Raw genomic sequence first — 24,809 nt, 5'->3', positions numbered from 1 at the left:
TCTCCTTCTTGCTTGGCCTAGAGTTGGCGCTGAAACAGGCGAGGTGACAAGATGGCAATCCTGGATGTGACGCAACGTGGCGCGGTGGCCCAGCTGACGATGAACGCGCCCGAAAGGCTGAATGCGCTGTCGGACGAGATGTTGGCGGCGCTGCATACGACATTGGATCAGCTTGCCGATGATCCAACAACACGGGTGATTACCCTGTCCGGCGCGGGCAAAGCGTTCTGTGCCGGCCACGATCTGCGCCAGATGACCGCGATGCGGCAGGCCGAAGATGGCGGCGCGGCTGCCTTCAAGGATTTGTTCGACCGTTGCGCCGCCGTGATGGCCCGCGTGCAATCCATGCCGCAACCTGTCATCGCGCAGGTCCACGGCATCGCCACAGCGGCCGGATGCCAGCTGGTGGCGACCTGCGATATGGCCGTGGCGGCCCAAGGCACCCGGTTTGGCGTCAACGGGGTAAATATTGGCCTGTTCTGCTCGACCCCGATGGTGGCGCTGACGCGCAACATCCCGCGCAAACAGGCGTTCGAGATGCTGACTACCGGTGAATTCATTCAGGCTGAGCGTGCCGAGGCGCTTGGGCTTATCAACCGCGTTGTGCCCGCCGACGAACTGGCCCCCGTCACCAAAACACTTGCCGAACAGGTTGCCGCCAAGCTGGGTGCCGCCGTACGCATCGGCAAACAGGCGTTTTATGCGCAGGCCGTGATGCCAACCGCCGACGCCTATGCCTATACAGGCGAGGTGATGGTGCAGAATATGCTGCGCGACGACACCGCCGAAGGCATCGACGCATTTTTGGAAAAACGCGACCCGAACTGGGATCAATAGCGACCCGTGGTTCCCTTCGGACCATTGTTTCGAAACCGTATGCCCATTGTTGCAAGAACAGCGCTTTCAATCTGGGCAGAAATGGGGCATCAATAGGGCAGAGCGCAGATGCGCCTGACCATTTGGGTCGCCGCCGGCGGAAGGTCCCTCCAGATCAGCCTCTCACTGATCGACCATTCCCGCAGCGGCGACCCCAAAATCCCCTGATATGAACGTCCCGCGCAGAGACATCCGGCTTGGTGAATGCGACACGCTGACCATTGCGCTTGCGCAGGCGCTGGCCTAAATCCGACCCATGACAGAAAAACTCCATATCATCGGCGGCGGCATGGCCGGATCAGAGGCCGCATGGCAGGCCGCAAACGCTGGCGTGCAGGTCGTGATCCACGAAATGCGGCCCGACGTTGGCACTTTCGCCCATCAGACCGGCCTTCTGGGCGAGATGGTCTGCTCCAACTCCTTCCGCTCCGACGATTCTGAACAGAACGCCGTGGGCCTGCTACATTGGGAAATGCGTGCAGCGAACGGGTTGATCATGGCAACGGCGGACAAACACCGGCTGCCTGCTGGTGGTGCGCTGGCGGTGGACCGCGACCCCTTTGCACAATCGGTGACTGATGCGCTGATGGCACATCCGAATGTGACGGTGGAATACGGCGAGGTGACCACCCTGCCCCAAGACGGCCAATGGATTATCGCGACCGGCCCGCTGACTTCGGGCTCTTTGGCTGAGGCGATTGCTGCCGAAACCGGCGCCGAGGCGCTGGCCTTTTTCGACGCTATCGCACCCATCGTGTATTTTGACAGCATTGACATGAGCAAAGCCTGGATGCAGTCGCGCTATGACAAGGGCGAGACCGAAGAAGAGCGGACGGCCTATCTGAATTGCCCGATGGACAAGGATCAGTACGAGGCTTTTATCGATGCCTTGCTGGCCGCCGACAAGACCGAGTTCCGTGAAGGCGAGACCGCCGGTTATTTCGATGGCTGTTTGCCTATTGAAGTGATGGCCGAACGGGGCCGCGAAACCTTGCGCTTTGGCCCGATGAAGCCCGTGGGCCTGACCAACGCCAATGCGCCCGAAGTGAAACCCTATGCAGTGGTGCAGCTGCGCCGCGATAACAAACTGGGCACGCTCTATAACATTGTGGGCTTTCAGACCAAGATGAAGTACGGCGCACAAACCGCTGTTTTTAAAATGATTCCCGGTCTGGAAGAGGCGTCTTTCGCGCGACTTGGTGGCATCCACCGCAATTCATTTATCAACTCGCCCACTTTGCTGGACGATCAGATGCGCCTGCGCTCTCGTCCGAATATCCGGTTTGCCGGCCAGATCACCGGTGTCGAAGGTTATGTCGAAAGTGCCGCAATGGGGTTGCTGGCGGGCCGTATGGCCGCTGCCGAGATCCTGGGAGGTGGTGCGCCCACCCCGCCTGACACTACCGCGATGGGCGCCCTGATGACCCACATCACTGGCGGCGCCGAAGCCAAGACGTTCCAGCCGATGAACGTGAACTTTGGCCTGTTTCCACCCGTCGAGGGCCTGAAATCCGGGCGCCGTGGCCGCAAGGATCGCTACAAGGCCTATACCGACCGGGCCAAGGTCGATTGGCAGCGCTGGCTGGACAGGGACACGGTGCCTGCCTAAGTTACTTGTATGAGTGACAACTTTTTGGACAAGGTTTATGCCGCGCGAAGCGCGGAAGAGACGCGCACGATTTACGATGCATGGGCCGCGAGTTACGAGGCCGAGGTGGGCGCAAACGGTTATGCCACGCCAGGGCGATGCGCGGCGGCATTGGCCAGTTGCTGTAACGATCTGACGCCCCCAATCCTCGATTTCGGCTGTGGCACCGGGCTCTCCGGTCTGGCTTTTTCACTGGCCGGTTTTACAACAGTCGATGGCATTGATGTATCACATGAAATGCTGGCGCAGGCCAAAAGCAAATCAGTGTACCGTAAACTGACCCAGGTCAGCGCAGATGCGTCACTGGACGAAGGAGCCTACAGCCTGATCGCCGCCATCGGTGTGATCGGCGCCGGGGCCGCGCCCGTATCGGCGCTTGACCGGTTGATGCATGCTTTGCCTAAAGACGGGAAACTTGTGTTTTCCTTCAATGACCATACGCTCGAAGATCCGGTTCACGAGGCCCGGATCAACGAATGGACGGATTGCGGTGCGGCGCGGTTGCTGCTGCGCGAACGCGGGCCACACCTTCCCGGGCTTGGTATGCAGTCCAACGTTTATGTGCTTGAAAAAAAGTGACATTCCGCACCCGATTTGCCCCGTCTCCAACGGGACCGCTGCATCTGGGTCATGCGTTTTCCGCGCTCGTCGCCTATGATTGGGCCCAAGCGCAGGGCGGCGAATTTCTGCTCAGGATCGAAGATATCGACCAAAGTCGTGCACGGCCAGAATGGGAATCACAAATCTATGAAGACCTGACCTGGTTGGGCGTGACCTGGCCCCGCCCGGTGATGCGTCAATCAGAACGTATGGCTGATTATGGTGCGGCACTGGACAGGCTTTGGGAACAGGGCCTGCTGTATCCCTGCCACTGCTCCCGTTCCGATATCGCCGCTGCCACCTCTGCCCCACAGGAAGGCGCGCCGCAGCTTGGGCCGGACGGTGTCGTCTATCCCGGCACCTGCCGTGACCTTTCCCCGCGTATCGGGCCACGCCCCCGTAACGTCACACTCCGCTTCGACATTGCGAAGGCGCTGCACGGCGATCTGTCGCGTCTGGGGTTCGAAGAGCACGGCATGAACGCCGGTAAGGTTTCGTTGGATGTGTCTCGTTTGCCCAAAACCGTGGGTGATTTCGTCATTGCCCGGCGGGATATGGGAACGTCCTATCATCTGGCGGTCGTTCTTGATGATGACGCTCAAGCGATCACCCATGTGGTGCGCGGAGTAGACCTGTTTGATGCAACACAGATTCATGTGTTGCTCCAGCAGGTGCTAGACCTTCCTACGCCGCACTATCTGCACCACCCCTTGGTCCGAGACGAACAAGGCAAAAGGCTGGCCAAGCGGGATGACGCCCGCGCGATCTCGCTCTACCGCAGCGAAGGCTTAGCTCGCAGGGATATTTTAGCAAAACTAGATGTTTACCGCGCAATGCTAACGCAGGACTTTAAGTTAAACGGGCTGTGAAAGCTCTACTACTTCGCCGTCGCGCACGGCCCTGTAGAAACAATTGGGACGACCTGTATGGCACGCCGGGCCGGTCTGGTTGACCATCAGCAACAAACAATCCTGATCGCAATCATACCGCAGATCGACCAGTTCCTGCGTATTGCCGCTGGTTTCCCCTTTGATCCAGAAAGCCTGCCGCGACCGGCTCCAGTAAGTGACCTTGCCCGTCGCCACGGTCTGCGCGATGCTGTCCGCGTTCATCCACGCCAGCATCAGCACATCCCCGCTTTGGGCGTCCTGCGCAATGGCCGGGATAAGACCTGCGTCGTTGAAGCTCAGGCTGTGAGGATCGAAAGTCATCCGATTTCCTTTCGGGATTATTTGCTTCTGTAGGCGCGGCGTTTATGTAGGGTTACGGGAACAAAGGAAACAGCGATGTCGAGCGAGACAGACCTTATCAAACTTTACTCGGCCCGGATTTTGGCCCTCGCCGCGGATATTCCGCAGACAGGCAGGCTGGACACACCTGATGCCACAGTCAAGCGCCGCTCCCCGCTGTGCGGTTCTGCCGTGACTGTGGATGTGCAGGTGAGCGATGACCGGTTGACCGGCCTTGGACAGGACGTCAAAGCCTGCGCACTGGGTCAGGCCGCCGCTGCTGTCGCAGGTGGTGCCGCCATGAATGCCACGTTTGCAGAGATTACAAAGGGCCGGGACCAGTTGCGTGCCATGCTAAAAGATGCCGGACCGGTGCCAGATGCGCCTTTTGACGGGTTTGAGGTGCTTAGCCCGGCTGTCGCCTACAAAAACCGCCATGCTTCTATCCTGCTGAGCATGGAAGCCATCGCAGAGGCGATGGAAACTGTGATCCAGAAACAGGCCGACCTCGCCGGACATTAGCATTTTCTAAGGTATTTCGTGAAATTGCTGGACCATCAGCGGTAGAGCGGGAATCTTATGTCAGCGCAGTTTCCGGTCGACGGTACGAAAAATCTGGACGCTTTGGCCAAAACAGCCTCCGAACTTGGGTTCGAAATTGTTGATATTGCCGGTTTTCTGGATTTGGTTGATCAACAGGCCAAAGAACAACGTGGCGCGCTCAGCGCTTTGAATGCCTGTGCGCGTGATATGACGGAGGCGAACACCGATGTTAGTCATCTGGTCAAAGGGTTAAGCGCAATTGCTGACAAGTCCCGGCGGGATGTGAGAACATCTGTGATGCTTGTGCGCAATGTGGGCGACAAGACCCGCGAAGTTGCCGTTTGGGTCAATGCGGTGCGGGACCGGACAGACACGGTTAGCGACACCCTGCGCGCGGTCACCGAGAACAACAGCGAAATTGCTTCGATTGCCGCTCAGGTGAACACTTTGGCGATCAATGCCAAAATCGAAGCCGCCCGCGCTGGTGACGCCGGCCGCGGTTTCGCTGTGGTTGCCGATGCGATCAACGATTTGTCCCAAAAAACGCGCACGGCGGCGACCAAGATTACAGAAAACATCGAAAATTTGACGAATTGGATCAGCGAGTTGGGCAAGGAAGCGCAGACGGTTGCCGAAAGCGCGAGTGTGGTGCTGTCCCAATCGGGCGAGACCGACACCGCATTGAGCCGCATGGAAGCAACGATCAGCGAAGAGCACGCGCAAAGCACACAGATCGCAGCACAATCCGCTCGGATGGCAGAAAGTTTTGGACGCCTGACCCCTGCCGTTAAACATATCGACCAGGCCGTGCAGATGACCATGCAGGGCATCAACGACACCCATTCGCGGGTGCACAAGTTGATCGATCAATCCGAAAGGATCGTACAACTTAGTGCTGGCATGGGCGGTGAAACCAGTGACGCGCATTTTATCGTGATGGTGCAACGCACGGCCAAAGCAATCTCAACACGGCTGGACGACGCCATAGCCAAAGGTGCCATCAGCATGGCGGCCCTGTTTGACCGAAATTACACCCCCATTCCAGGGACCGACCCACAGCAGATGATGACCGCCTCCACCGAATTTCTGGATCGGTTTTTGCCCGAATTTCAGGAAGCGGCGCTTGAGTACGATCCATCGATCGTCTTTTGCGCGGCTGTCGACACCAACGGGTATCTGCCGACGCACAATAGGAAGTTCTCTCAACCGCAGCGCAATGATCCGGTTTGGAACATGGCCAATGCGCGCAATCGGCGTATTTTCGATGATCGCGTCGGTCTGAAAGCGGGCCGTAATACATCCCCCTTCCTTCTTCAGGTCTACAGACGTGATATGGGCGGCGGCCAGTTTGCCACGATGAAGGATCTGTCAGCGCCGATCATAGTGGCAGGACGCCATTGGGGTGGTCTTCGCCTCGCCTACACATACTCATAAAAAAAGCGCCGCACATTCCAGAGAATGGCGGCGCGAGGAAAGCAACTCACATGTGGGACCCAGTTTAGCCTTTGGGGTGTTACCCCCGGGTGCCGGAATGGACAGGCAGTGTCAGACGGCAGCATCTGTTGGGACGGATGCAAAAGGCAAAGTGGCACGAGAGCGCAGGCAGAAATCAAACAAAAGCAGGCAGGTACAAACCGACAACCAAGATCACGACCAGCGCTGCCGCACCGATACTGTCCTGCAACAACGTCTCTTGAGAGCGTGTCGCGATGGATTTGAGTGTCTTGAGCGTTGTCATCTGAACCTCCGTCTTTGTTACCTCTTTGTTCTCATTTTTCAGAACATCTGTAAAGAACTTTTTAGGAACATTCGTGAACAAAGTGGGATTTATCGACTAACCTACTGATATCAATCGGATCGCTTCGTCCTGTCGCATCAGCCACAGCAGCATCCGGCAAGCCTCACCTCGCGCGCTTTTCAGCTCGGGGTCATCGTTTAGCAATTTCCGGGCATCAGATTGCGCTATGGCCATCAAATCGGACTGCCGCTCCAGATCCGCCACCCGAAAACGTGGCACACCCGATTGTGCCGTGCCGATCAGATCGCCTGTGCCGCGCATCTGCAAGTCAGTTTCCGCGATGACAAAACCATCTTCCGTCTCGCGTAAAACCTCGAGGCGCCGTTTGCCGGTTTCGCCCAATGGCGGTTTGTACATCAACAAGCAGGTCGATGCCCCCTCCCCGCGCCCGACCCTTCCGCGCAACTGATGCAATTGAGCGAGACCAAAAGATTCCGCCCGTTCAATCACCATGATCGTCGCGTTCGGCACGTCGACGCCAACCTCGATCACCGTGGTGGCAACCAAAACCTGAGTGTCGCCATTCTGGAACGCCCGCATCGCCGCGTCCTTTTCGGCGGGCGGCATCTGACCGTGCACCAACCCCACCACGCCTTCGCCTAAAGCAGCGCGCAGACGTTTGAAGCGTTCTTCAGCGGCGATCAGGTCCGATACCTCGCTCTCGTCTACCAGCGGACAGACCCAGTAGCATTGCCGCCCCTCGGCGACCGCCGCCCGAAGCCGATCGACCACCTGGTCCAGTTTCTCCGTACTGATCAACGCGGTCTTGATCGGCTGGCGACCGGGGGGCTTTTCATCCAGAATCGATACATCCATGTCCCCATATTGCGCCAGCGCCAGTGACCGTGGGATCGGCGTAGCGGTCATAACCAGCACATCCGCACGTTCGCCTTTTTGCCCTAGTTCCAGCCGCTGGCGCACGCCAAAGCGGTGCTGTTCATCCACCACGGCTAGACGTAGATCGGCGAATTGCACGTCAGCCTGAAAGACCGCGTGGGTGCCGACCAGCACTTTGATATCGCCGCGTGCAAGAGCAGCCAGTTTGGCCACCCTTTCGCTGCCTTTGTCGCGGCCCGTCAGGATTTCCAGAACGACGCCTGCCTCCTCGGCCAGTGGTTGCAACCCCTGAAGGTGCTGGCGGGCCAGAATTTCTGTCGGGGCCATCAGGACGCCCTGGCCGCCGGCTTCGACAACGGCAAGCAAGGCCATGAAGGCCACAAGTGTCTTACCGGCCCCCACATCGCCTTGTAGCAGTCGGTTCATCCGCTGATCGGTCGCGATATCTTGTGTGATCTCATCAATCGCACGGATTTGGGCCCGGGTCGGCGTGTAGGGCAAGGCCGCCAGAACCCGTGCCCGCAACGTTCCGTCCCCGCGGCTCACCCGGCCTTTCTTGCGGCGATCGCTGAGCCGCGCAAGCGCCAGAGTGATCTGATGGGCAAACAGCTCGTCATAAGCCATCCGCTCACGCGCAGGCGCGGATGCGGCCAGATCGCCGGGGTTTTGCGGGTCATGCGCCGCTGCGACCGCTGCGTCGAAATCGGGCCATTCGGCCTGGTTTTTTTGTATCGGATCAATCCATTCACCGATCTGCGGCAGCAATCGCAAAGCGCCGCGCGTGGCCTTGTACATCAGCTTTTGCGTGATGCCACTGGTCAGAGGATAAACAGGCTCAAAAGCGGGGATCGAGCTTGCATCGGTTTCGGGCAAGGCAAAATCCGGGTGCACCATTTGCGCAACCCCGTCAAACAATTCGACCCGCCCTGAAACGATCCGCCGTGAGCCTTCAGGTATCTGGCGCGCAAGGTAATCGCCGCCGGCGCGAAAATAGACCAGTTGGAACGACGTCTGCGCATCTTCGACATGTATCCGGTAGGCACCGGTTTTCGTGCGCGCCGGTCGGTGCTGCCCGACTGTGACCGCCACAGTGAGCGTCGCAGGGAGAACCGCATCTTGCAGACTGTCGCGCAGACTTCGGTCGATACCGGAATATGGCAGGGTAAAAAGCAAGTCGCGCGGCGCCTGCACGCCAAGCTGCATCAGGTGTTGCGCCGTTTTCGGCCCCACACCCTCCAGTGTTTCAAGCCCGGCGAACAGCGGGAAAAGCGCTTCGGGACGCTGGCTCATGCGCCCGCAATCATGTCCAGCCACCCGTCTTCGTCCAGGATGTCGACACCAAGGGCAGCGGCTTTCTTGGCTTTGGATCCCGCACCCGGCCCCGCCACGAGAATATCGGTTTTGGCGCTGACCGACCCTGCGACTTTGGCGCCCATGCGTTCTGCGCGCGCCTTGGCCTCGGCGCGGGTCATCTTTTCCAACGTGCCGGTGAAGACGACGGTTTTACCTGCAACCGGGCTGCCGGATGTATCGGCGCGTTTGACCGGCTGGACCTCCAGCGCGTCGACCAAGCGGGTGATCGAAGCCCGCTCGCGCGGTTGCGCGAAGGCGCTGATCAGCGATCCGGCCATCACGGCACCCACGCCGTCTACGCCAATCAGATCATCCCAGGCAGCACCCGTCTGGTCTACCGCATCGTCCATGGCTTTGATCAGCGCATCCCAGGTGCCGTAGTGCAATGCAATCAGGCTGGACGCCGCATCGCCGACATGCCGTATCCCCAAGGCAAAGAGCAATCGATCCAATGGGATACGGCGTTTATCATCAATGGCGTCAAAGAGCTTAGTTGCGGATTTATCACCCCAGCCCTCGCGGTTCTTCAATTGTTGCATGCCGCTGCCGAAACGGTCACGGAGGGTGAAAATATCGGCGGGTTCTGCGATCCAGCCGTCCGCATAAAACTGCTCAACTTGCTTGGCCCCCAGACCGTCTATGTCAAAGGCACCACGCGCGACAAAATGCTTCAACTTTTCGACAGCTTGCGCGGGACAAATTAGCCCGCCCGTGCACCGGCGCACCGCGTCACCAGGCTCGCGCAATGCATCGCTGCCACATTCCGGGCAGGTGTCGGGAAAGACAAACTCCTGCGAATCGCTTGGACGCCTGCTCAGATCCACATCCGCGACTTTCGGGATCACATCCCCGGCGCGGTACACCTGAACAAAGTCGCCAACGCGAATGTCCTTGCCTTGCCTGATTTGGCCCCCTTTGCTGTCGAACCCTTTAATGTAATCCTCGTTGTGCAGGGTGGCGTTGGACACCACAACGCCGCCGACCGTCACAGGTTTCAATCGCGCGACTGGCGATAAAGCCCCCGTCCGGCCCACCTGAATGTCGATCCCCTCCAACCATGTCCATGCCAGTTCCGCGGCGAATTTATGGGCAATCGCCCAGCGGGGTGTGGTTGAGCGAAAGCCGAGACGGTTCTGCAGGGCAAGGTCGTTTACCTTATAAACCACGCCGTCGATGTCATATCCTAGCGTTGCGCGCCGCTCTTCGATTTTTGCGTAATGAGAGAGCAAATCATTTGGACCATCGCAGAGTTCAGTCAGTGGATTGGTGCTGAACCCCAATTCCTTCAGACGGTCGATTGCGGCCATTTGCGTGTCCGCCAAAGGCTCGGAAAGCGCACCCCAAGCATAAGCGAAGAATTTCAAAGGACGGGATTTGGTGATTTTGCTGTCAAGTTGACGCAATGATCCTGCGGCGGCGTTACGCGGATTGGCAAAAGGTTTGGCACCAGCCGCAGTCTGGCGGGCGTTCAAGGCCTCGAAATCTGCATGGCTCATGTAAACTTCGCCGCGCACCTCCAGCACTTCGGGGGCACCTGTGATCTGCGTCGGAACATCGTCAATCGTCAGCGCGTTTGCCGTAACATTTTCGCCCACGGCCCCGTCGCCTCGCGTTGCGGCCTGAACAAGCCGCCCTTCCTCATACCGAAGGGACAGGGACAATCCGTCAATCTTGGGTTCGGCCGTATAGGCAAGCGGGGTATTTGCATCAAATCCGAGGTACTTGCGGATCCGCTGATCAAATTCCGACACGTCCTCTTGATCAAATGCATTGGACAGCGAAAGCATTGCCACCGCATGGGTGACCTTGGAAAACCCTTCCGCAGGCGCGGCACCCACCATTTTCGAGGGACTGTCCTCACGCATAAGATCGGGAAACCGCGCTTCGATCTCGATATTGCGCCGCTTGAGGCGGTCATAAGTTGCATCATCGATTTCAGGATCGTCATCGGTGTGGTATGCAAGGTTGGCGGCTTGCAACACAGCCGAAAGCCGCATCAGCTCTGATGCGGCTTCATCTTGTGTCAGTGTGTCGACTGTCTTATCCGAGGTTCCCTTGTCCATCCCGCCACAACACCTTTTCCAGCTTTGGCACAACAGATAGGTCGCTGGGCAGATCGGGTCTAGGGCATATTCATGCGTCTTCGCCTCAAGCCGAGGCAGCCATGGTCATGGTTGCAGGCTCGGGATCACGCAGTACATACCCCCGGCCCCAAACCGTCTCGATGTAGTTTTCACCGCCGGTTGCAGTACTCAGTTTTTTGCGCAACTTGCAGATGAAGACATCAATAATCTTCAGCTCGGGCTCGTCCATGCCACCATAAAGGTGGTTCAGGAACATCTCCTTGGTCAACGTCGTCCCTTTGCGCAGACTGAGGAGTTCGAGCATCTGATATTCCTTGCCCGTCAGATGCACCGTCTGGTTGTCCACAGCTACCGTTTTAGCATCAAGGTTTACGGCGATCTGTCCGGTTTCGATAACAGATTGCGAATGGCCTTTGGAGCGGCGGATGATTGCGTGGATGCGCGCGACCAGTTCTTCGCGATGGAAGGGTTTTGTCAGATAATCATCAGCGCCAAAACCGAAACCCTTGATTTTGCTTTCGGTATCATCTGCGCCTGACAGGATCAGGATCGGCGTTTCGATGCGGCTAAGCCGCAATTGCCGCAAAACCTCATGGCCATTCATGTCCGGCAGATCGAGGTCCAGCAAGATCAGATCATAATCATACAGCTTTGCCAGATCGACCCCTTCTTCACCCAAGTCTGTCGCATAGACGTTCAAATTGGCATGGGTCAGCATCAACTCAATGCTGCGGGACGTTGTAGGGTCGTCTTCGACAAGCAGTACACGCATTCGATTTCTCCGATTGGACATCTTCGCCTTTGGATTGGATCGTGACCAAGAAAGGTTAACCACCCGTTACCGTCGTCGGATAAACTATACAGACAACTTAAGGTTGTCTATACTTTTGCAAGGCCGTCGCCTTCAAAGCAGCTTCACCATGTTCGGTAACCGCGCGGACCCACTCAAGAAATTCGTCTTCGCTGATCTGGTAGCGTTGCAGTGCCTCCGCCTGGCTGATCAGACCATAGACGACCCCCCGCACCACAGCCGCCTTGCGTGATGCCACCCACCGCCGGGTCTGCGGCGGGGGCAGATCCGCCTGGCTCATGACGCTGCCGTCTGCCAGCGTTACGGAACGTGGCCCATCCACTTTCTTGAGATACATCAGCACCATCCAACTTTTTATACCAGCAGCACCATCTGGCATTGCCCTTAACGCTGGATGAAGCGGCCCCTTGTGAGTAGTTAGCATTTTCCTATATTCCATTCTAAACCATGTAGCGGAGCGCCAATGCCCCTTGATCAGACCCCACCGCTGAATTCGCTTGGCTTTGCCAAAGCGCCTGCCGACACGCGTGTGGTGGTGGCAATGTCGGGTGGCGTCGACAGTTCCGTTGTCGCGGCGATGTTGGCCGAAGAAGGCTATGACGTGGTGGGGGTGACGCTGCAGCTCTATGACCACGGGGCTGCGCTGGCCAAAAAAGGGGCCTGCTGCGCCGGGATCGATATTCACGACGCCCGCCGCGTCGCCGAAGATATGGGCTTTCCCCACTATGTCCTCGACTACGAAAACATATTCCAAGACGCGGTGATTGACGAGTTTGCCGACAGCTATCTGGGCGGTGCGACACCTGTGCCCTGCATCCGCTGCAACGAACGGGTCAAGTTCAAAGACCTGCTGGCCACTGCCCGCGATCTGGAGGCTGATTGTATGGCCACGGGCCACTACATCCAACGAAAAGTCGGTGCCGAAGGCGCGGAACTGCACGCCGCCGCGGACGCCAGCCGCGACCAAAGCTACTTCCTGTTCTCCACCACGGCTGAACAACTGGATTTCCTGCGCTTCCCGCTGGGTCACTTGCCTTCAAAGGATGATACCCGCGCGCTGGCCGCGAAATACGGGCTGAGCGTGGCGATGAAACCCGACAGCCAGGATATCTGCTTTGTGCCCAACGGCGACTACGCGGCCGTGATCCGCAAACTGCGCCCCGAAGCCGCCGATCCCGGCGAGATCGTCGACACCGAAGGCAACGTGCTGGCGCAGCACAACGGCATCATCCACTATACGATCGGTCAGCGCCGCGGCCTTGGTATCGGCGGCCTCGCTGATCCGCTTTACGTAATCAAGCTCGATGCCGATCGCAAAGAGGTCGTTGTGGGCCCCAAATCCATGCTCGCCACGCGCAACGTTCCCCTCAAAGAAATCAATTGGCTTGGCGATCAACCTATGATGTCGCGGTCCGAATGGCCCATCGCCGTCAAAGTCCGCTCCACCCACGCGCCCCGCGATGCCATTTTGCGACCGCTCAGCGACACCACTGCCGAGGTGGAACTCCTGAATGCAGAAGAAGGTGTCTCGCCCGGACAGGCCTGCGTCTTCTATGATCCCGATAGCAGTCGCATCTTTGGCGGAGGATGGATTCACAAAGGCTGAACCACCCTCCCTTTCTCTTTTTGGCCTTATATCCCGCGGGGTTTGGGGCAGAGCCCCAAGGCATCAAACCACGCGCAAAACGCCAGGTTATTGCATACCGTCCAGAACAGCCTTTGCCGCGCGCAGCCCCGGGGCCTCTCCATTCCGGCCCAGCCGCTCCATCGTGACGGCCATTGCCGACTGCTGAGACTCCGGATTGTCGAACACCTTCAACACCCCCTGCGCAATGGGACCGGGGCGGCAGTTGGCCCCGATAAACTCAGGCACAGCGCGGGTTTCGGATACTAGATTGACCAGCGTCATCGTGTCGACCTTGACCATGCGCCCGATCACCTGCCGGCTCAGCCAATTCATGTCATAGGCAATGACCATCGGCGTGGCGGAGGCCGCGAGTTCCAACGATACGGTTCCGGACGTTGCCAAAGCGACATCAGCGGCGGCAAAGGCCGCGCGTTTCTCAGATGCCGGATCCGCCAGATCACGGTCCAACGGATCGAGGATCACGGGCGCAGGGACCCAATTCTGGGTCAACCGACGCACAGCACCGACAACAGGGGCAGCAGCGGGGATAACCACGCGCATCTCCGGTCGTTCGATTTGCAACCGCGCCACGACCTGCTGGAACACCGGCCCCAAACGCGACACCTCACTTTGGCGCGATCCCGGCAACACGAGAAGAAGCGGCGCTTCGCCGAGTGCGTGGCGCGCGCGAAAATGCGAAGCCTCCGCTTGCGTCGCCACCGGCTCGGATACCACCGGATGCCCGACAAAATCGCAGCGCATGCCAACCGCTTCCATATAGGGCGGCTCGAAAGGAAATAGCGCCAACACCTGATCGATGGAACGCGCCATCTTTTCGGCCCTTCCCGGCCGCCAGGCCCAGACTGTCGGGGCGACATAATGGACGCAGCGGATATCGCTGCGTTCCTTCACTTTGCGCGCCACACGCAAGGAAAAGTCGGGGCTGTCTATTGTGATCAGAACATCGGGCTGCATCTGCACGACGGCCTCTGCGGTCTCATTGATCCGCCGCATCAATGATCGGTACTTCGGCAAGATTTCAGCCAACCCCATCACGCTGAGTTCCGACATATCAAACCGGCTGACCAAGCCTTCTGCTCCCATTGCGGGGCCGCCGATCCCTTCAAACGCGACATCCGCGCGCAGGCTCTTCAACCCGGCCATCAGCGCGCCACCCAAGCGGTCGCCCGAAGGCTCACCCGCCAGAATAAACACCTTCATTCCGTCCCCCCGGAACGGGACCACAGGACCAACCCGAACGCATCGGCCAACGCTGCACAGCGGTCCGCCTCCAGCACAATCACATCCCCTGCATCTACGACAACACCTGCAAGCCCTGCGCGGTGCGCAGCCTCTATCGTGGCCGGACCTATCGTCGGCAGGTCAATCTCTCTGATCTGTCCGAACTTGGGGCCTTTGCATAGAATGGCCCGCATTCCTCTCACGGTCTCTGGCAAGGTTCCCAGCAGATGGTCCGTGCCGGCAGCGGTCTCGACCCCCAAAACCTGTTCAGCACCTATGACACAGGCCTGTCCGATATCTAAAGGTGCCAATCCCGCCAGCACGGCCTCCCCACGGGCTGCGTCACGTCGCATCTGTGCATCCGGCCAGGCTTCGGACAAGACGCCCTGCTCGGCAACAAGATCAGGCAGTAAGCTGTCAGCGCCTAGGACCTCAAAACCGGTTTGCTCGAATATTTCCTTCAAGATCTGCAAGGCACCGTTGTCCCCTGCGGCCAAAGCCTGCTGGAACAAAGGCACAAGCGGCAGTGTCTCTGCATCCAGCTTGGCGGGATCAAGCTCGGGGCGGTCAATGGCCCCACAAAAACACACCTGTGTCACACCACGTTCGCCAAGCGCCACCAGCAAGGTGCCAAGGGTTTCGAGGCGGAAAGTCAGGTCGACCTCAAGCCCCTCTGGAGGCACATTCTCGTAAGCGCAAATCAGCGGCGGCGACGCCTGCGCTGCAGCCACTTCAACGGGCAGGCGCCCGCGTCCCGCCACCAGCGCCAGCGTCATTTCGGCGTCAGAAAATGGCGGCCCGTATCAGCCATAACAAATTCGACGATCTGGCGCACATAAGCGCTTTCGGTCTCGTCGCCCAAGCGGCGGGCGCGGTCGTGAAAGGTGCCTTCGCCCTGTGCCAACATCTGGAACGCCGCGCGCAGGGCCGTGATATCCGTTCGCGCCACACCGCGGCGTTTCAGACCGACAAGGTTGAGCCCGTCTAGGTCACCGCGGGGCGCCTGGACCAGACCGTAGGGAATGACATCATTCGTCACCATCGTCACAGCACCGATGATGGCCCCCTGCCCGATGCGCACAAACTGATGAATGCCTGCAAGCCCGCCGATGATCACGTCATCCTCGATAATGCAGTGACCCGCCACGGCGGCGGAATTCACCACAATCACGCGGTCACCCAGAATGGCATCATGGGCAATATGGCAGCCCGCCATGAATAACCCGTCATCACCGATCTGGGTGAGGCCTCCCCCGCCCTCGGTGCCGCAGTTCATCGTGACATGCTCGCGGATCCGGTTGCGTTTGCCGATCACCAAGCGGCTCGCCTCGCCCTTGAATTTAAGGTCCTGGGGGATTTCCCCGATCACAGCGAAAGAGAAGATCACGGTGTCCTCCCCGACCTCCGTCCGGCCTTTGACAACCGCGTGGGATTTCAACTCGACTCCGGCCTTGAGAACGACTTCTGACCCGACAAGGCAAAACGGCCCGATGCGCACCGAAGCGTCGATCTGAGCACCCTCTTCGATCACGGCTGAGGGGTGAATGTTGCTCATTTCGGCAGGTCCAGCATCGCCATAAACTCCGCTTCGGCCGCCATTTCGCCCTCTACCGTAGCAACGCCCGAAAATTTCCAGATTTTGCCGCCCGCTTTGCCGCGCAGGGTTTTCAGATCCATGCGCAGCACATCACCGGGCACCACCTTGCGGCGGAACTTGCAGTTGTCGATGGACATGAAATAGATCAGCATGTCCTTGTCCATCTGCTCAAGCGCCACGCCAACCATCACGCCTGCGGTCTGGGCCATTGCTTCGACAATCGTGACACCGGGCATGATCGGTGTGCCCGGGAAATGTCCCTGAAAATGTGGCTCGTTCATGGTGACGTTCTTGTAACCGACTGCAGAGGCTGTCCCGTCAATTTCCTCGACCTTGTCCACCAGAAGAAACGGATAGCGGTGCGGCAGAATACGCTGGATCATCTGGATGTCGGCGCGTTGAAGGTCTTGGCTCATGACGTGTCCTTTGTAGTGACGGTGCCCCATGCGGGCAGTTCAGGGCTATCAATTCGCCCCACCGGGGGCAAGCGACCGCAAGCGTTTCAGGGCTTTGCAGGGGGTGCGCCGCTGCCCAGTGTTTCGTTCAGAAGCGCGATCGCGTCGTCGGTGATCTCGATCCCGGTGTCGCTAAGAAAGACGGATCGGCGCTCAAGAATGACCGCCGCATCCGCGTCGCGCATAAGACGTTCCAGCACAGGGGCTGCGGCATTCAGAAAAACTTCGCGTTCCTGGTCCAGCAGCTCATTCAGCGCACGCCCCTTAGCGGCCTGAGCAGATCGGATACGCTGGACTTTCTCGTCGAAGTCATTGGCAAGCACACGAAACTCTTCTGCAACCATCGTTGCACGGACATCGGTCAACGCGCGTTCTTCGGCCTCAAGGTCTGCCTCGATCTGACGGTTCTCGGCCGCGAGTTCAGCGCCTTTCGCCTCCACCTCTTTTGCCACCCTCTGACCGAAACTGCTTTCCAGAAACAGACGTTCTGAATCGATCGTCAGGATCGGGCTGACAAGGCTGCCAAGGCCCAAAGACTGGTTTTGCGGCGTCACCTGCTGGGCCTGTGCGCTGGTGGCGGCCAAGGAGGCCGCCATGCACAGAACTGTCCAGAAACTCCGGCTCAGCACCGGATCAGAACTGGGTCCGCAGCGTGACCTCGAACGATTGCTCTTCGTCAAAGTCTTCGCTCTGCAGTGCTTTGGATACGTTGAACTGCAAGGGGCCCAAAGGCGTTGTCCAGAACAGCGAAACGCCGACAACATGACGGAAAGACCCGCCCTCGCCCACAATCTCGCCTCCGTTGAAGTTCACGTCATCAAGATCCCACAGGTTGCCGACATCATAGAACAGACCGCCGGAAATCCCGTATTCCTCAGGCAACCCTAGCGGAAATTCCGCTTCGAAACGGGCTGCGACAAACAGGTTGCCGCCCAGAGGATCGTTTTGTCCGTTGCTCAGATCGCGCGGCCCGATGCCACCCGGTTCAAACCCGCGAATAATGGATGGACCAAGGATAAAGCGGTCCACGACGCGGTTGTTGCCCTCCTGCCAAGCCAATGCCCCGCCTTCGAGAGTGGCACGCAAGGTGACTTCCTCGTTCAGGATACGCTTTTCTCCGGTAACACGTGCCGTTGTCTTGATGAACTTGCTGTCGCCACCCAGACCGGCGAAATCCTGACTGAACTGCAAAAGAACGCCGGATGTCGGATCAAGCCCGCTGCGCCTCGTGTCATAGGTGAATTCATATCCGAGCGACGAAGACCACTGCGCACCAGCCGCGATATCGTCGGCAACGGTCAGACCATTTTCAGGCTCTTCGCGCTCCAGTACCTCGATCTCCTCAGCGGTATAACGCAGCTGCAAGCGGCCGTTTTCGCTCACAGGAAAGGACAGTGAGGGCTGAAACAGCAGCCGGTTGGTATCATAGCTGGAAAATGACGAATTCGTTTCCGCATAGTCAAGGTTGATCCCAAGGGCCACATCCCGCCCCAGGAAAGACGGCTCAAGAAAGTTCAATCCATAGCGGTTCGCATCCGCGGCGGTCGACACGGCTAAAGACAAGCGCTGACCGCGCCCCAGAAAGTTCTCTTCGGCAAAGCTGATCGCAAGGCCGAACCCGTCGTTGTTCGAGAATGAGCCACCAAAGTTCAGCGCACCTGTGGGTTTCTCCACCACGTCCACATCAACAACCACCTGCTCACCGCTGCTGCCTTCGCGGGCGTTCACTTCGGCTGTTTCGAAATAGTTCAGGGCGCGAATGCGCTCCGCTGCCTGCCGGATTTCGCGCGGGTTGAAGGGATCGCCCTCCACGCTGTCAAACTGGCGGCGGATCACACGGTCCAATGTGGTCGTGTTACCCTCAATGTCGATGCGCTCGACAAAGACCCTCGGGCCCCGGCTGAGAACGTAGGAAACATCAAGCGTCAGGGTACGCTCATTGCGCGTGATCTGCGGCTCGACCCGCAGGAAGTCAACGCCATCGCGGATGGCCTGGCGTTCCATCCGGGCCACATCATTTTCGATGACCGTCGGGGAATAGACCACGCCGGGGCGCACTTTGACGATGTTGCGATAAACGCCAGCATCCACATTCGGTATTTCGGACACGACAGAAACGTCACCGAATTTGAACTGTTGCCCTTCGGTGATGTTGTAGGACACGAAAAAGCCGTCGCGCTCTTGCGTCAGCTCGCCGTTGACGGCGGTGGTGCGCATGTCGACATAGCCACGCGAAAGGTAGAAGTCGCGCAATAGCTGTTTATCGGCCTCGACCTGCCCTTCGACAAAAGTATCACGGCGCACCAGACGGCGGAAAAGGCCCGCCTGTTTGGTGCCAAGCACCCGGCGCAACCGGCGGTCCGAATAGGTACGGTTGCCGACAAAGCTCAGACGCTCGATCTCGACGTTGTCGCCCTCAAAGATTTCAAACACCAGATCGACACGGTTCTGGCTCCGCTTGATGATCTTGGGCTGGACGCGTGCTGCCACGCGACCTTCGTTATTATAGGCTTCCGCAATGGCGGCAGCATCCGCTTCGGCCTGCGCGGGGTTGAACACGCGCCGCTCGGTCGAGCTGACTAGCGTTGCCAAGGCATCGTCCTTGATCCGCTGATTGCCCTCGAACCGTACGCGGTTCAGCGTGGGAAACTCGACAACGTCGATCACCAAGGTGCCGCCACGCGGTTCGATCGCGACGGATTCGAACAAACCGGAGTTCTGCAAATTCTGATATGCGCTGTTCAGCTCACCGCCACTGACGGGTTGGCCACGTCTGATTCCAGCCTGTCGCAGGATCGCCGCATCGCCGATGCGTTCATTCCCGCTGATCTGAACCGAATTGAACTGGTATTGCTGGGCCTGCATCGGTGCCGAAGGCACCAACCAAGCTACCGATAACATTACACAAAGTGATGCACCGCGCAGCGCCACACCAAATCTTGCTTTTTCTGCCCGCTCAAAAGGCACACCGCCCCGTGTCGTCAGTCTCATGGTTGGAACCCACTCTTTAGACCTCATTGGGCTTCTGACTACGCACATTGTGCCTGATTGTCAAAACCCGGACGCGCAAAAATGCACTACATTCTGCAGCGCATTTCAGGTTTGAAACAGGATGATGTGGTAAAGGACGGCTCAGAGCGAGCCGATAAAGGCCCCGGCCCCTAGAGCAAGAGCAATGACACCGACATACAGCACGCGGTCCCAGTTAAGATCCATCAACAGGCTCAGGCCCCGGTAGCTGGATTGAATCGTCTGCATGTCACATTCCTTTTGCGGTTAGGACTACCTAACAAAGGATTAAGGCGTGATTTTGACCAAATGTGTCAGCATTGGGGCAATCGCAAATATACTGCGATTGCCCCCTTTTTCGTCGGCATTAAGGGCAGAATAAATCGTTCCCGAGCGCAAAGACCATCAGACAAAGAACCAGCGTCAAACCAATGGTCATGAGCACCCGAAGCGCTTTGTCACTGGGCGGTTTCCCGCTGACAGCCTCATAGGCATAGAACGTCAAATGCCCGCCATCGAGTGCCGGCACCGGAAAGAGGTTCAGCAAACCGACCGCAGTGCTAAGCACCGCGATGAAGTAGATGAAAGATTGCGCGCCCTGGCTTGCCATCGCGCCTGACGTCTGCGCGATGCCCACAGGACCGCTCAGATTGCAGGTGCTGATGTTACCCACGATCATTTCCCGCAAGCCTGACAACGAGCCGGTAATGATCCGCCAGGTGTTGTCGACCCCGCCAATCAAAGCTTCCCCGACACCCGGTGTTTCGGTCGCAGCCTCGAAGGCCAGACCGCTGGCGATCCCGATGCGCAAGGACCGTGCAAAGGTACCATCCGGCTGCGGTTCGTCCACGGCTTTGGGCGTCATGGTGAATTCAAGCGTTTCGCCCGCCCGCCAGACCGTCAGATCAAGTGCAGCTCCATCCGACGCCTCAACGGCGGTTTTCAGTTCGGCAAAATCATAAATCGGGGATCCGTCGATGGCGGTGATGACATCGCCTTTCTCTAATCCCGCCGCGATGGCGGCAGATTGCGGCATCACTTGTTGCACAACGGGGGGGCGCAGGAACGGACCGGTTACGGACATCTCGCGCCCGTCGCGGCGAATGTCGTACGGCATGGTAGGCGCCTTGGGAAAGCTCTGGATCAACGCAGAATACGCAGGGTCAGCTTCAGGTATTGGCGTGCCGCCCAAGCCCAAAATCTCATCCCTCGGCATCAGCTCGGCACTGCCCTGCGGCAGCGGTAGAATTTTGCCGACGGTCAACGGATCTTTGGCCACGCCGGAGGAAAGCGCGACTGCAAAGAAAATAAGGATCGACATGGCGAAATTGAATGCAGGCCCCGCCGCCACGGTCAGTGCACGCGCCCAAAGGGGTGCGCCGTGCATCGTGTGCCGGGCCGCTTCAGGGTTGTCGGCAACAGCGGCCATTGCCGCTTCGTCCTTGCCCGATGCTGCATTGGCGTCACCGGCAAATTTGACATAGCCGCCGAAAGGCAAGGCCGCGATCTGCCATTTGGTGTTGTGTTTATCGACGCCCGACCAGATCACCGGCCCAAATCCGAGCGAAAAGACATCCGCCTTGATCCCGCACCAGCGCCCCACGATGTAGTGGCCATACTCATGGATCGCCACGATCACCGACAGGGCGATCACAAATGCCAAGAGTGTCCAAATCAAGCCGCCGAATTGCGGTACAAGTCCTACAATATCCAATGTTCTACCCTGCTCTTTTGTCGATGGCCGCCTGCGCCGCCTTGCGTGCCACATGGTCTGTTTGCAGCACGGTATCAAGTGTCATGGTGGCAGCAATATGGCCATCTGTCGCGCAGACATGGGCAAGCGTGTCTTCCACAACCTCGGCCATCTGCACGAAATTTATTTGCCCCGCGATGAAGCCATCCAGCGCGGTTTCCTTGGCTGCGTTGAACACCGCACCCGCCATACCACCGGCTTGCATGGTCTCGCGGGCAAGCCGCAAGGCGGGCCATCGTTCATCATCGGGGGCGCGGAACTCAAGCTGGCCGATTGCTGCAAGGTCAAGCCGATCAACAGGCAGATGCTTGCGGTCCGGATGGTGCAACGCAAATCCGATTGCATGACGCATATCGGGCGGACCAACGTGGGCCATCAACGCGCCATCCGCAAAGCCCACAAGCGCGTGGATCAGGGATTGAGGGTGGACAATGACCTCGATCTGCTCTGGAAGCACGCCAAAAAATTCCCGTGTTTCAATGACTTCCATGGCCTTGTTAAACATAGACGCTGAATCGATGGTGATGCGCTGGCCCATGTCCCAGTTGGGATGGCTGGAGGCTTGATCAAGCGTCGCGCCAGCCAGATCCTCCAGTGGCCAATCGCGGAACGCGCCACCGCTGGCGGTGATGATGATCCGCTCCACCGCGGCCATATCTTCACCAATCAACGCCTGAAAGATCGCTGAATGCTCGCTGTCTACCGGCAAAATCTTTGACCCGCTGCGCCGGGCGGCTTCCAGCATTAGCGCACCTGCACAAACAAGCGATTCCTTATTGGCGAGTGCGAGAGTGGTGCCTTGTTCAAGCGCCGCCAATCCCGGTGCCAGACCGGCAGCCCCGACGATGGCCGACATGACCCAATCACTGGGGCGTGTCGCACATTCCGTAACCGCAGCGGCACCGGCGGCGGCCGTTACGTCCGACCCTCGCAGGGCATCGCGAAGATCTTCCAACAACGTTTCATCCGCTGTCACCGCAATATCGGCCTTCAGCGCAATGGCATCGTGGGCCAATTGCGCGATGTTGCTCGCCCCGGTCAATGCGACCACATCATAGCTGTCGGGGTCGCGTGAAATCAGGTCAATGGTGTTCTGACCGATGGAGCCTGTGGCCCCCAGAATACTAACCTTGCAGCGCATCGGTCTTTAGCCCAGCCCGTAGGGGAAACCGATAGCCTGACCGATCACGAGCAAGAACAACGAGGCACCCAGCATGCCGTCAAACCGGTCCATCAGGCCGCCGTGACCGGGGATCAGGTTCGAGCTGTCTTTGACGCCCATCTTTCGCTTCATTCCCGATTCCGCGATATCCCCGATCTGGGATGCCATGGACACCGCGACCGATACGCCCATCAGCTGGATGCCTACGCCGGTGTTGATCGAGAAGATGAGCCCGACAATGGCAGCGCCAACCCAGCCAGCCGCCGTGCCGGACCATGTTTTCTTGGGGCTAACCGCGGGCCAGAATTTTGGGCCACCGATCAGGCGCCCTGCGAAATAGCCCACCACATCGGTGACCACCACGACCAGCACGAGCCATAACATCCAGCCGAAACCCAGATCATCGCGGATCTGCATCATGCCGTAGCCTGACAGCAAGATCATGACGGTAAAACTGATATAAACGGAGCGGTTGCGTGCAAGATACCCGAACCCCACAAGCGCAGGGGCGAGCAAAAGCGGCAGGGCAAAGCCGGCCGGCAGATAGATCGATGCGAAAACCGCCAGACCCGTCAGGCCCCCAAGTTGCAGTTGCACATGGCGCACGCCGGGGCGCAACATGCCAACCAGTTCCCACACCATCACGCCACAGATCAGCGCTACCAGCAGGTGAAACACAGTCCCGCCAAGGGCGATACCGGTCAAACCGATGACCACCATCGCCGCCCCTGCCCCCATGCGGGGTTTCAGGTCAGACCATTGTTCGGAAATGTTTTTCATGCTGCTGTCGCTCAGGTCTTGACCGCGCCAAAGCGCCTGTCGCGCCCGCCGTAAGAGGCACAAAGCGCCCCGAACTCAGCGCGGGTGAAATCAGGCCAAAGCGTGTCGATGAATTCATATTCCGCATAGGCCGATTGCCACAGCAGAAAGTTCGATATCCGGGCTTCTCCGCTGGTGCGGATCACCAGATCAGGATCGGGTAAAACGTAAGTATCTAGGTATCTTGGTAGCGTTTCTTCATCCACGCTGTCCGGGTCCAGCCGCCCGCTTGCCACATCCATCGCGAGCCTTTGAGTGGCCCGGGCCACCTCATCGCGGCCGCCGTAGTTCAAGGCGATGGTCAGATGCACATTGGTGTTATGTGCTGTTGCTTCTTCAAGCTCGTTCATCAGGCGGATCAGCTTTTCGTCAAGCCGCACCCGATCGCCAATAAAACGCACCCGCACGCCCCGCTCGCGCAGATGCCGGGTTTCTTTGGTGATGTAGCGCCGGAACAGCGTCATAAGTCCGGCAACTTCGACCTGTGTCCGCTTCCAGTTCTCTGTGGAAAAAGCGAATATCGTCAGATATTTAACACCGAAATCAGGACAAGCCTCCACGATTTCGCGCACCCTTTTGGCACCGGCATGATGGCCAAAGAGCCGTGGCCGACCCCTTTGTGTCGCCCAACGGCCATTCCCATCCATAATAATCGCGACATGGGCCGGGCAGCCTTCGACCCTGTCCGGGGAAGGAACGGGCGTGGTCGTCGCCTTTTCTGCTGGCTCCATTGACGGGTATTCCCTTTGTTTGCATCCAAGGGATGCGGCATCCGAAAACGGGTGCCTGCGTGGTTCAGACCTGCATGATCTCCGCTTGTTTCGCTTCAAGCTGTTCGTCGATCATGCTGATGAATTTATTGGTCATTTCCTGCACTTCGCCCTCCCAGATTTTCTGATCGTCCTCGGACATGCCATCGGCCTTGCCCTTCTTGATCTGGTCCATGCCATCCCGGCGGATGTTGCGGATTGATACGCGGGCGTGTTCGGCATATTGGCCTGCGACCTTGGTCAGATCGCGGCGGCGTTCTTCGTTCAATTCGGGGATCGGCAGCATGATGATCGTGCCGTTCAGTTGTGGATTGATGCCCAGCCCGCTTTCACGGATGGCCTTTTCAACCTTGCCCACAAGGCCCTTGTCCCAAACATTGATCGTGACCATCCGGGGCTCTGGCACATTTACCGTCCCCACCTGGTTGATCGGCGTCATGGAGCCATAGGCATCCACCATCACTGGATCAAGCATCGACGCAGATCCGCGTCCGGTGCGCAGGGATGCAAATTCGGTACGCAACGATGAAATCGCACCGTCCATGCGCCGTTCAAGATCATCGGTGTCGAGCATAAAGTCGTCTGACATGGGAAGG

General features: G+C 58.5%; 25 protein-coding genes. 7 read left to right on the top strand and 18 right to left on the bottom strand.

What is annotated here, in order from left to right:
* Positions 1-51 precede the first annotated feature (51 nt).
* From Z945_RS0114710 to gluQRS, 4 genes are all read left to right on the top strand, one after another.
* Positions 52-837 carry an enoyl-CoA hydratase gene (locus tag Z945_RS0114710; protein ID WP_025052863.1) on the top strand — a complete coding sequence of 262 codons (786 nt, stop codon included), beginning with the start codon at positions 52-54 and terminating at the stop codon, positions 835-837.
* Between the two features lie 295 nt (positions 838-1,132).
* Positions 1,133-2,485, top strand: coding sequence for a methylenetetrahydrofolate--tRNA-(uracil(54)-C(5))-methyltransferase (FADH(2)-oxidizing) TrmFO (gene trmFO, locus Z945_RS0114705; RefSeq protein ID WP_025052862.1), 1,353 nt, complete (start codon positions 1,133-1,135; stop codon positions 2,483-2,485).
* 9 nt (positions 2,486-2,494) lie between these two features.
* Positions 2,495-3,103: a class I SAM-dependent DNA methyltransferase gene (locus tag Z945_RS0114700; protein WP_025052861.1), complete on the top strand. Its 609-nt coding sequence runs from the start codon at positions 2,495-2,497 to the stop codon at positions 3,101-3,103.
* The gene (gene gluQRS / locus Z945_RS0114695) at positions 3,100-3,993 is read left to right on the top strand and encodes a tRNA glutamyl-Q(34) synthetase GluQRS (protein ID WP_025052860.1); all 894 of its coding nucleotides are present in this window, start codon (positions 3,100-3,102) and stop codon (positions 3,991-3,993) included. The genes Z945_RS0114700 and gluQRS overlap by 4 nt, the downstream gene beginning before the upstream one ends.
* Here the strand turns inward: gluQRS and hisI are convergent.
* Entirely contained in the window at positions 3,979-4,335 is a 357-nt protein-coding gene (hisI, locus tag Z945_RS0114690) for a phosphoribosyl-AMP cyclohydrolase (protein WP_025052859.1), read from the bottom strand. The two genes, gluQRS and hisI, sit on opposite strands and share 15 nt — an antisense overlap.
* Before the next feature lie 75 nt (positions 4,336-4,410).
* Between hisI and Z945_RS0114685 the strand changes: the two genes are divergently transcribed.
* On the top strand, positions 4,411-4,875 hold the full coding sequence (locus Z945_RS0114685) for an iron-sulfur cluster assembly scaffold protein (protein WP_025052858.1): 465 nt from the start codon (positions 4,411-4,413) through the stop codon (positions 4,873-4,875).
* Between the two features lie 57 nt (positions 4,876-4,932).
* Complete coding sequence (locus Z945_RS0114680; RefSeq protein WP_025052857.1) at positions 4,933-6,330, top strand: methyl-accepting chemotaxis protein; 1,398 nt, start codon at positions 4,933-4,935, stop codon at positions 6,328-6,330.
* Positions 6,331-6,505: 175 nt separating this feature from the next.
* On the opposite strand, the gene Z945_RS20965 is transcribed toward Z945_RS0114680, so the two are convergent.
* From Z945_RS20965 to sciP, 5 genes are all read right to left on the bottom strand, one after another.
* On the bottom strand, positions 6,506-6,634 hold the full coding sequence (locus Z945_RS20965) for a hypothetical protein (RefSeq protein ID WP_277618919.1): 129 nt from the start codon (positions 6,632-6,634) through the stop codon (positions 6,506-6,508).
* Positions 6,635-6,730: 96 nt separating this feature from the next.
* Positions 6,731-8,821, bottom strand: a complete 2,091-nt coding sequence (gene recG, locus Z945_RS0114670) for an ATP-dependent DNA helicase RecG (protein ID WP_025052856.1) — start codon at positions 8,819-8,821, stop codon at positions 6,731-6,733.
* Positions 8,818-10,947 (bottom strand): NAD-dependent DNA ligase LigA, encoded by a 2,130-nt coding sequence (gene ligA / locus Z945_RS0114665; protein ID WP_025052855.1) that lies wholly within the window; start codon positions 10,945-10,947, stop codon positions 8,818-8,820. The genes recG and ligA overlap by 4 nt, the downstream gene beginning before the upstream one ends.
* Positions 10,948-11,032: 85 nt before the next feature.
* Complete coding sequence (gene ctrA, locus Z945_RS0114660) at positions 11,033-11,740, bottom strand: response regulator transcription factor CtrA (RefSeq protein WP_025052854.1); 708 nt, start codon at positions 11,738-11,740, stop codon at positions 11,033-11,035.
* Positions 11,741-11,837: 97 nt separating this feature from the next.
* Positions 11,838-12,116 carry a CtrA inhibitor SciP gene (gene sciP, locus Z945_RS0114655; RefSeq protein ID WP_025052853.1) on the bottom strand — a complete coding sequence of 93 codons (279 nt, stop codon included), beginning with the start codon at positions 12,114-12,116 and terminating at the stop codon, positions 11,838-11,840.
* A gap of 126 nt (positions 12,117-12,242) precedes the next feature.
* On the opposite strand from sciP, the gene mnmA reads away from it, so the two are divergent.
* On the top strand, positions 12,243-13,385 hold the full coding sequence (gene mnmA, locus Z945_RS0114650; RefSeq protein ID WP_025052852.1) for a tRNA 2-thiouridine(34) synthase MnmA: 1,143 nt from the start codon (positions 12,243-12,245) through the stop codon (positions 13,383-13,385).
* An 87-nt stretch (positions 13,386-13,472) separates the two neighbouring features.
* Here mnmA and lpxB read toward each other — a convergent pair whose 3' ends face one another.
* From lpxB to frr, 12 genes are all read right to left on the bottom strand, one after another.
* Positions 13,473-14,627 (bottom strand): lipid-A-disaccharide synthase, encoded by a 1,155-nt coding sequence (gene lpxB / locus Z945_RS0114645; protein ID WP_025052851.1) that lies wholly within the window; start codon positions 14,625-14,627, stop codon positions 13,473-13,475.
* Positions 14,624-15,424 carry an LpxI family protein gene (locus tag Z945_RS0114640; protein WP_025052850.1) on the bottom strand — a complete coding sequence of 267 codons (801 nt, stop codon included), beginning with the start codon at positions 15,422-15,424 and terminating at the stop codon, positions 14,624-14,626. The genes lpxB and Z945_RS0114640 overlap by 4 nt, the downstream gene beginning before the upstream one ends.
* Positions 15,421-16,203: an acyl-ACP--UDP-N-acetylglucosamine O-acyltransferase gene (gene lpxA, locus Z945_RS0114635; protein WP_025052849.1), complete on the bottom strand. Its 783-nt coding sequence runs from the start codon at positions 16,201-16,203 to the stop codon at positions 15,421-15,423. The genes Z945_RS0114640 and lpxA overlap by 4 nt, the downstream gene beginning before the upstream one ends.
* Entirely contained in the window at positions 16,200-16,661 is a 462-nt protein-coding gene (gene fabZ / locus Z945_RS0114630) for a 3-hydroxyacyl-ACP dehydratase FabZ (protein ID WP_025052848.1), read from the bottom strand. Before fabZ ends, lpxA begins: the two co-directional genes overlap by 4 nt.
* An 86-nt stretch (positions 16,662-16,747) precedes the next feature.
* Positions 16,748-17,284 carry an OmpH/Skp family outer membrane protein gene (locus tag Z945_RS0114625; RefSeq protein ID WP_241434513.1) on the bottom strand — a complete coding sequence of 179 codons (537 nt, stop codon included), beginning with the start codon at positions 17,282-17,284 and terminating at the stop codon, positions 16,748-16,750.
* 49 nt (positions 17,285-17,333) lie between these two features.
* Positions 17,334-19,691, bottom strand: a complete 2,358-nt coding sequence (gene bamA / locus Z945_RS0114620) for an outer membrane protein assembly factor BamA (protein WP_479665252.1) — start codon at positions 19,689-19,691, stop codon at positions 17,334-17,336.
* 141 nt (positions 19,692-19,832) lie between these two features.
* Positions 19,833-19,958 (bottom strand): hypothetical protein, encoded by a 126-nt coding sequence (locus tag Z945_RS20960; protein ID WP_277618918.1) that lies wholly within the window; start codon positions 19,956-19,958, stop codon positions 19,833-19,835.
* Between the two features lie 118 nt (positions 19,959-20,076).
* Positions 20,077-21,423, bottom strand: coding sequence for an RIP metalloprotease RseP (gene rseP / locus Z945_RS0114610; RefSeq protein ID WP_025052845.1), 1,347 nt, complete (start codon positions 21,421-21,423; stop codon positions 20,077-20,079).
* A gap of 4 nt (positions 21,424-21,427) precedes the next feature.
* Positions 21,428-22,603, bottom strand: coding sequence for a 1-deoxy-D-xylulose-5-phosphate reductoisomerase (gene dxr / locus Z945_RS0114605; RefSeq protein WP_025052844.1), 1,176 nt, complete (start codon positions 22,601-22,603; stop codon positions 21,428-21,430).
* Between the two features lie 6 nt (positions 22,604-22,609).
* Positions 22,610-23,404, bottom strand: coding sequence for a phosphatidate cytidylyltransferase (locus Z945_RS0114600; RefSeq protein ID WP_025052843.1), 795 nt, complete (start codon positions 23,402-23,404; stop codon positions 22,610-22,612).
* 11 nt (positions 23,405-23,415) lie between these two features.
* A complete protein-coding gene (gene uppS / locus Z945_RS0114595; RefSeq protein WP_025052842.1) occupies positions 23,416-24,174 on the bottom strand; it encodes a polyprenyl diphosphate synthase in 759 nt (252 codons plus the stop codon).
* A gap of 64 nt (positions 24,175-24,238) precedes the next feature.
* Positions 24,239-24,802 (bottom strand): ribosome recycling factor, encoded by a 564-nt coding sequence (gene frr, locus Z945_RS0114590; protein ID WP_025052841.1) that lies wholly within the window; start codon positions 24,800-24,802, stop codon positions 24,239-24,241.
* Between the last annotated feature and the right edge of the window lie 7 nt (positions 24,803-24,809).

Origin of the sequence: Sulfitobacter noctilucae, assembly GCF_000622365.1 — a bacterium.
Taxonomy (GTDB): Bacteria; Pseudomonadota; Alphaproteobacteria; order Rhodobacterales; family Rhodobacteraceae; genus Sulfitobacter; species Sulfitobacter noctilucae.
The sequence above is the reverse complement of the archived record's forward strand: the minus strand, read 5'-3'. Positions and strand labels throughout refer to the sequence as shown.

Excerpts from the sequence above, each read along its gene's own strand:
- Z945_RS0114710 (WP_025052863.1), top strand. The coding sequence starts at position 52 with ATGGCAATCCTGGATGTGACGCAACGTGGCGCGGTGGCCCAGCTGACG.
- trmFO (WP_025052862.1), top strand. The coding sequence starts at position 1,133 with ATGACAGAAAAACTCCATATCATCGGCGGCGGCATGGCCGGATCAGAG.
- Z945_RS0114700 (WP_025052861.1), top strand. The coding sequence starts at position 2,495 with ATGAGTGACAACTTTTTGGACAAGGTTTATGCCGCGCGAAGCGCGGAA.
- hisI (WP_025052859.1), bottom strand. The coding sequence starts at position 4,335 with ATGACTTTCGATCCTCACAGCCTGAGCTTCAACGACGCAGGTCTTATC.
- Z945_RS0114685 (WP_025052858.1), top strand. The coding sequence starts at position 4,411 with ATGTCGAGCGAGACAGACCTTATCAAACTTTACTCGGCCCGGATTTTG.
- Z945_RS0114680 (WP_025052857.1), top strand. The coding sequence starts at position 4,933 with ATGTCAGCGCAGTTTCCGGTCGACGGTACGAAAAATCTGGACGCTTTG.
- Z945_RS20965 (WP_277618919.1), bottom strand. The coding sequence starts at position 6,634 with ATGACAACGCTCAAGACACTCAAATCCATCGCGACACGCTCTCAAGAG.
- recG (WP_025052856.1), bottom strand. The coding sequence starts at position 8,821 with ATGAGCCAGCGTCCCGAAGCGCTTTTCCCGCTGTTCGCCGGGCTTGAA.
- ligA (WP_025052855.1), bottom strand. The coding sequence starts at position 10,947 with ATGGACAAGGGAACCTCGGATAAGACAGTCGACACACTGACACAAGAT.
- ctrA (WP_025052854.1), bottom strand. The coding sequence starts at position 11,740 with ATGCGTGTACTGCTTGTCGAAGACGACCCTACAACGTCCCGCAGCATT.
- sciP (WP_025052853.1), bottom strand. The coding sequence starts at position 12,116 with ATGTATCTCAAGAAAGTGGATGGGCCACGTTCCGTAACGCTGGCAGAC.
- mnmA (WP_025052852.1), top strand. The coding sequence starts at position 12,243 with ATGCCCCTTGATCAGACCCCACCGCTGAATTCGCTTGGCTTTGCCAAA.
- lpxB (WP_025052851.1), bottom strand. The coding sequence starts at position 14,627 with ATGAAGGTGTTTATTCTGGCGGGTGAGCCTTCGGGCGACCGCTTGGGT.
- Z945_RS0114640 (WP_025052850.1), bottom strand. The coding sequence starts at position 15,424 with ATGACGCTGGCGCTGGTGGCGGGACGCGGGCGCCTGCCCGTTGAAGTG.
- lpxA (WP_025052849.1), bottom strand. The coding sequence starts at position 16,203 with ATGAGCAACATTCACCCCTCAGCCGTGATCGAAGAGGGTGCTCAGATC.
- fabZ (WP_025052848.1), bottom strand. The coding sequence starts at position 16,661 with ATGAGCCAAGACCTTCAACGCGCCGACATCCAGATGATCCAGCGTATT.
- bamA (WP_479665252.1), bottom strand. The coding sequence starts at position 19,691 with ATGAGACTGACGACACGGGGCGGTGTGCCTTTTGAGCGGGCAGAAAAA.
- Z945_RS20960 (WP_277618918.1), bottom strand. The coding sequence starts at position 19,958 with ATGCAGACGATTCAATCCAGCTACCGGGGCCTGAGCCTGTTGATGGAT.
- dxr (WP_025052844.1), bottom strand. The coding sequence starts at position 22,603 with ATGCGCTGCAAGGTTAGTATTCTGGGGGCCACAGGCTCCATCGGTCAG.
- Z945_RS0114600 (WP_025052843.1), bottom strand. The coding sequence starts at position 23,404 with ATGAAAAACATTTCCGAACAATGGTCTGACCTGAAACCCCGCATGGGG.
- uppS (WP_025052842.1), bottom strand. The coding sequence starts at position 24,174 with ATGGAGCCAGCAGAAAAGGCGACGACCACGCCCGTTCCTTCCCCGGAC.
- frr (WP_025052841.1), bottom strand. The coding sequence starts at position 24,802 with ATGTCAGACGACTTTATGCTCGACACCGATGATCTTGAACGGCGCATG.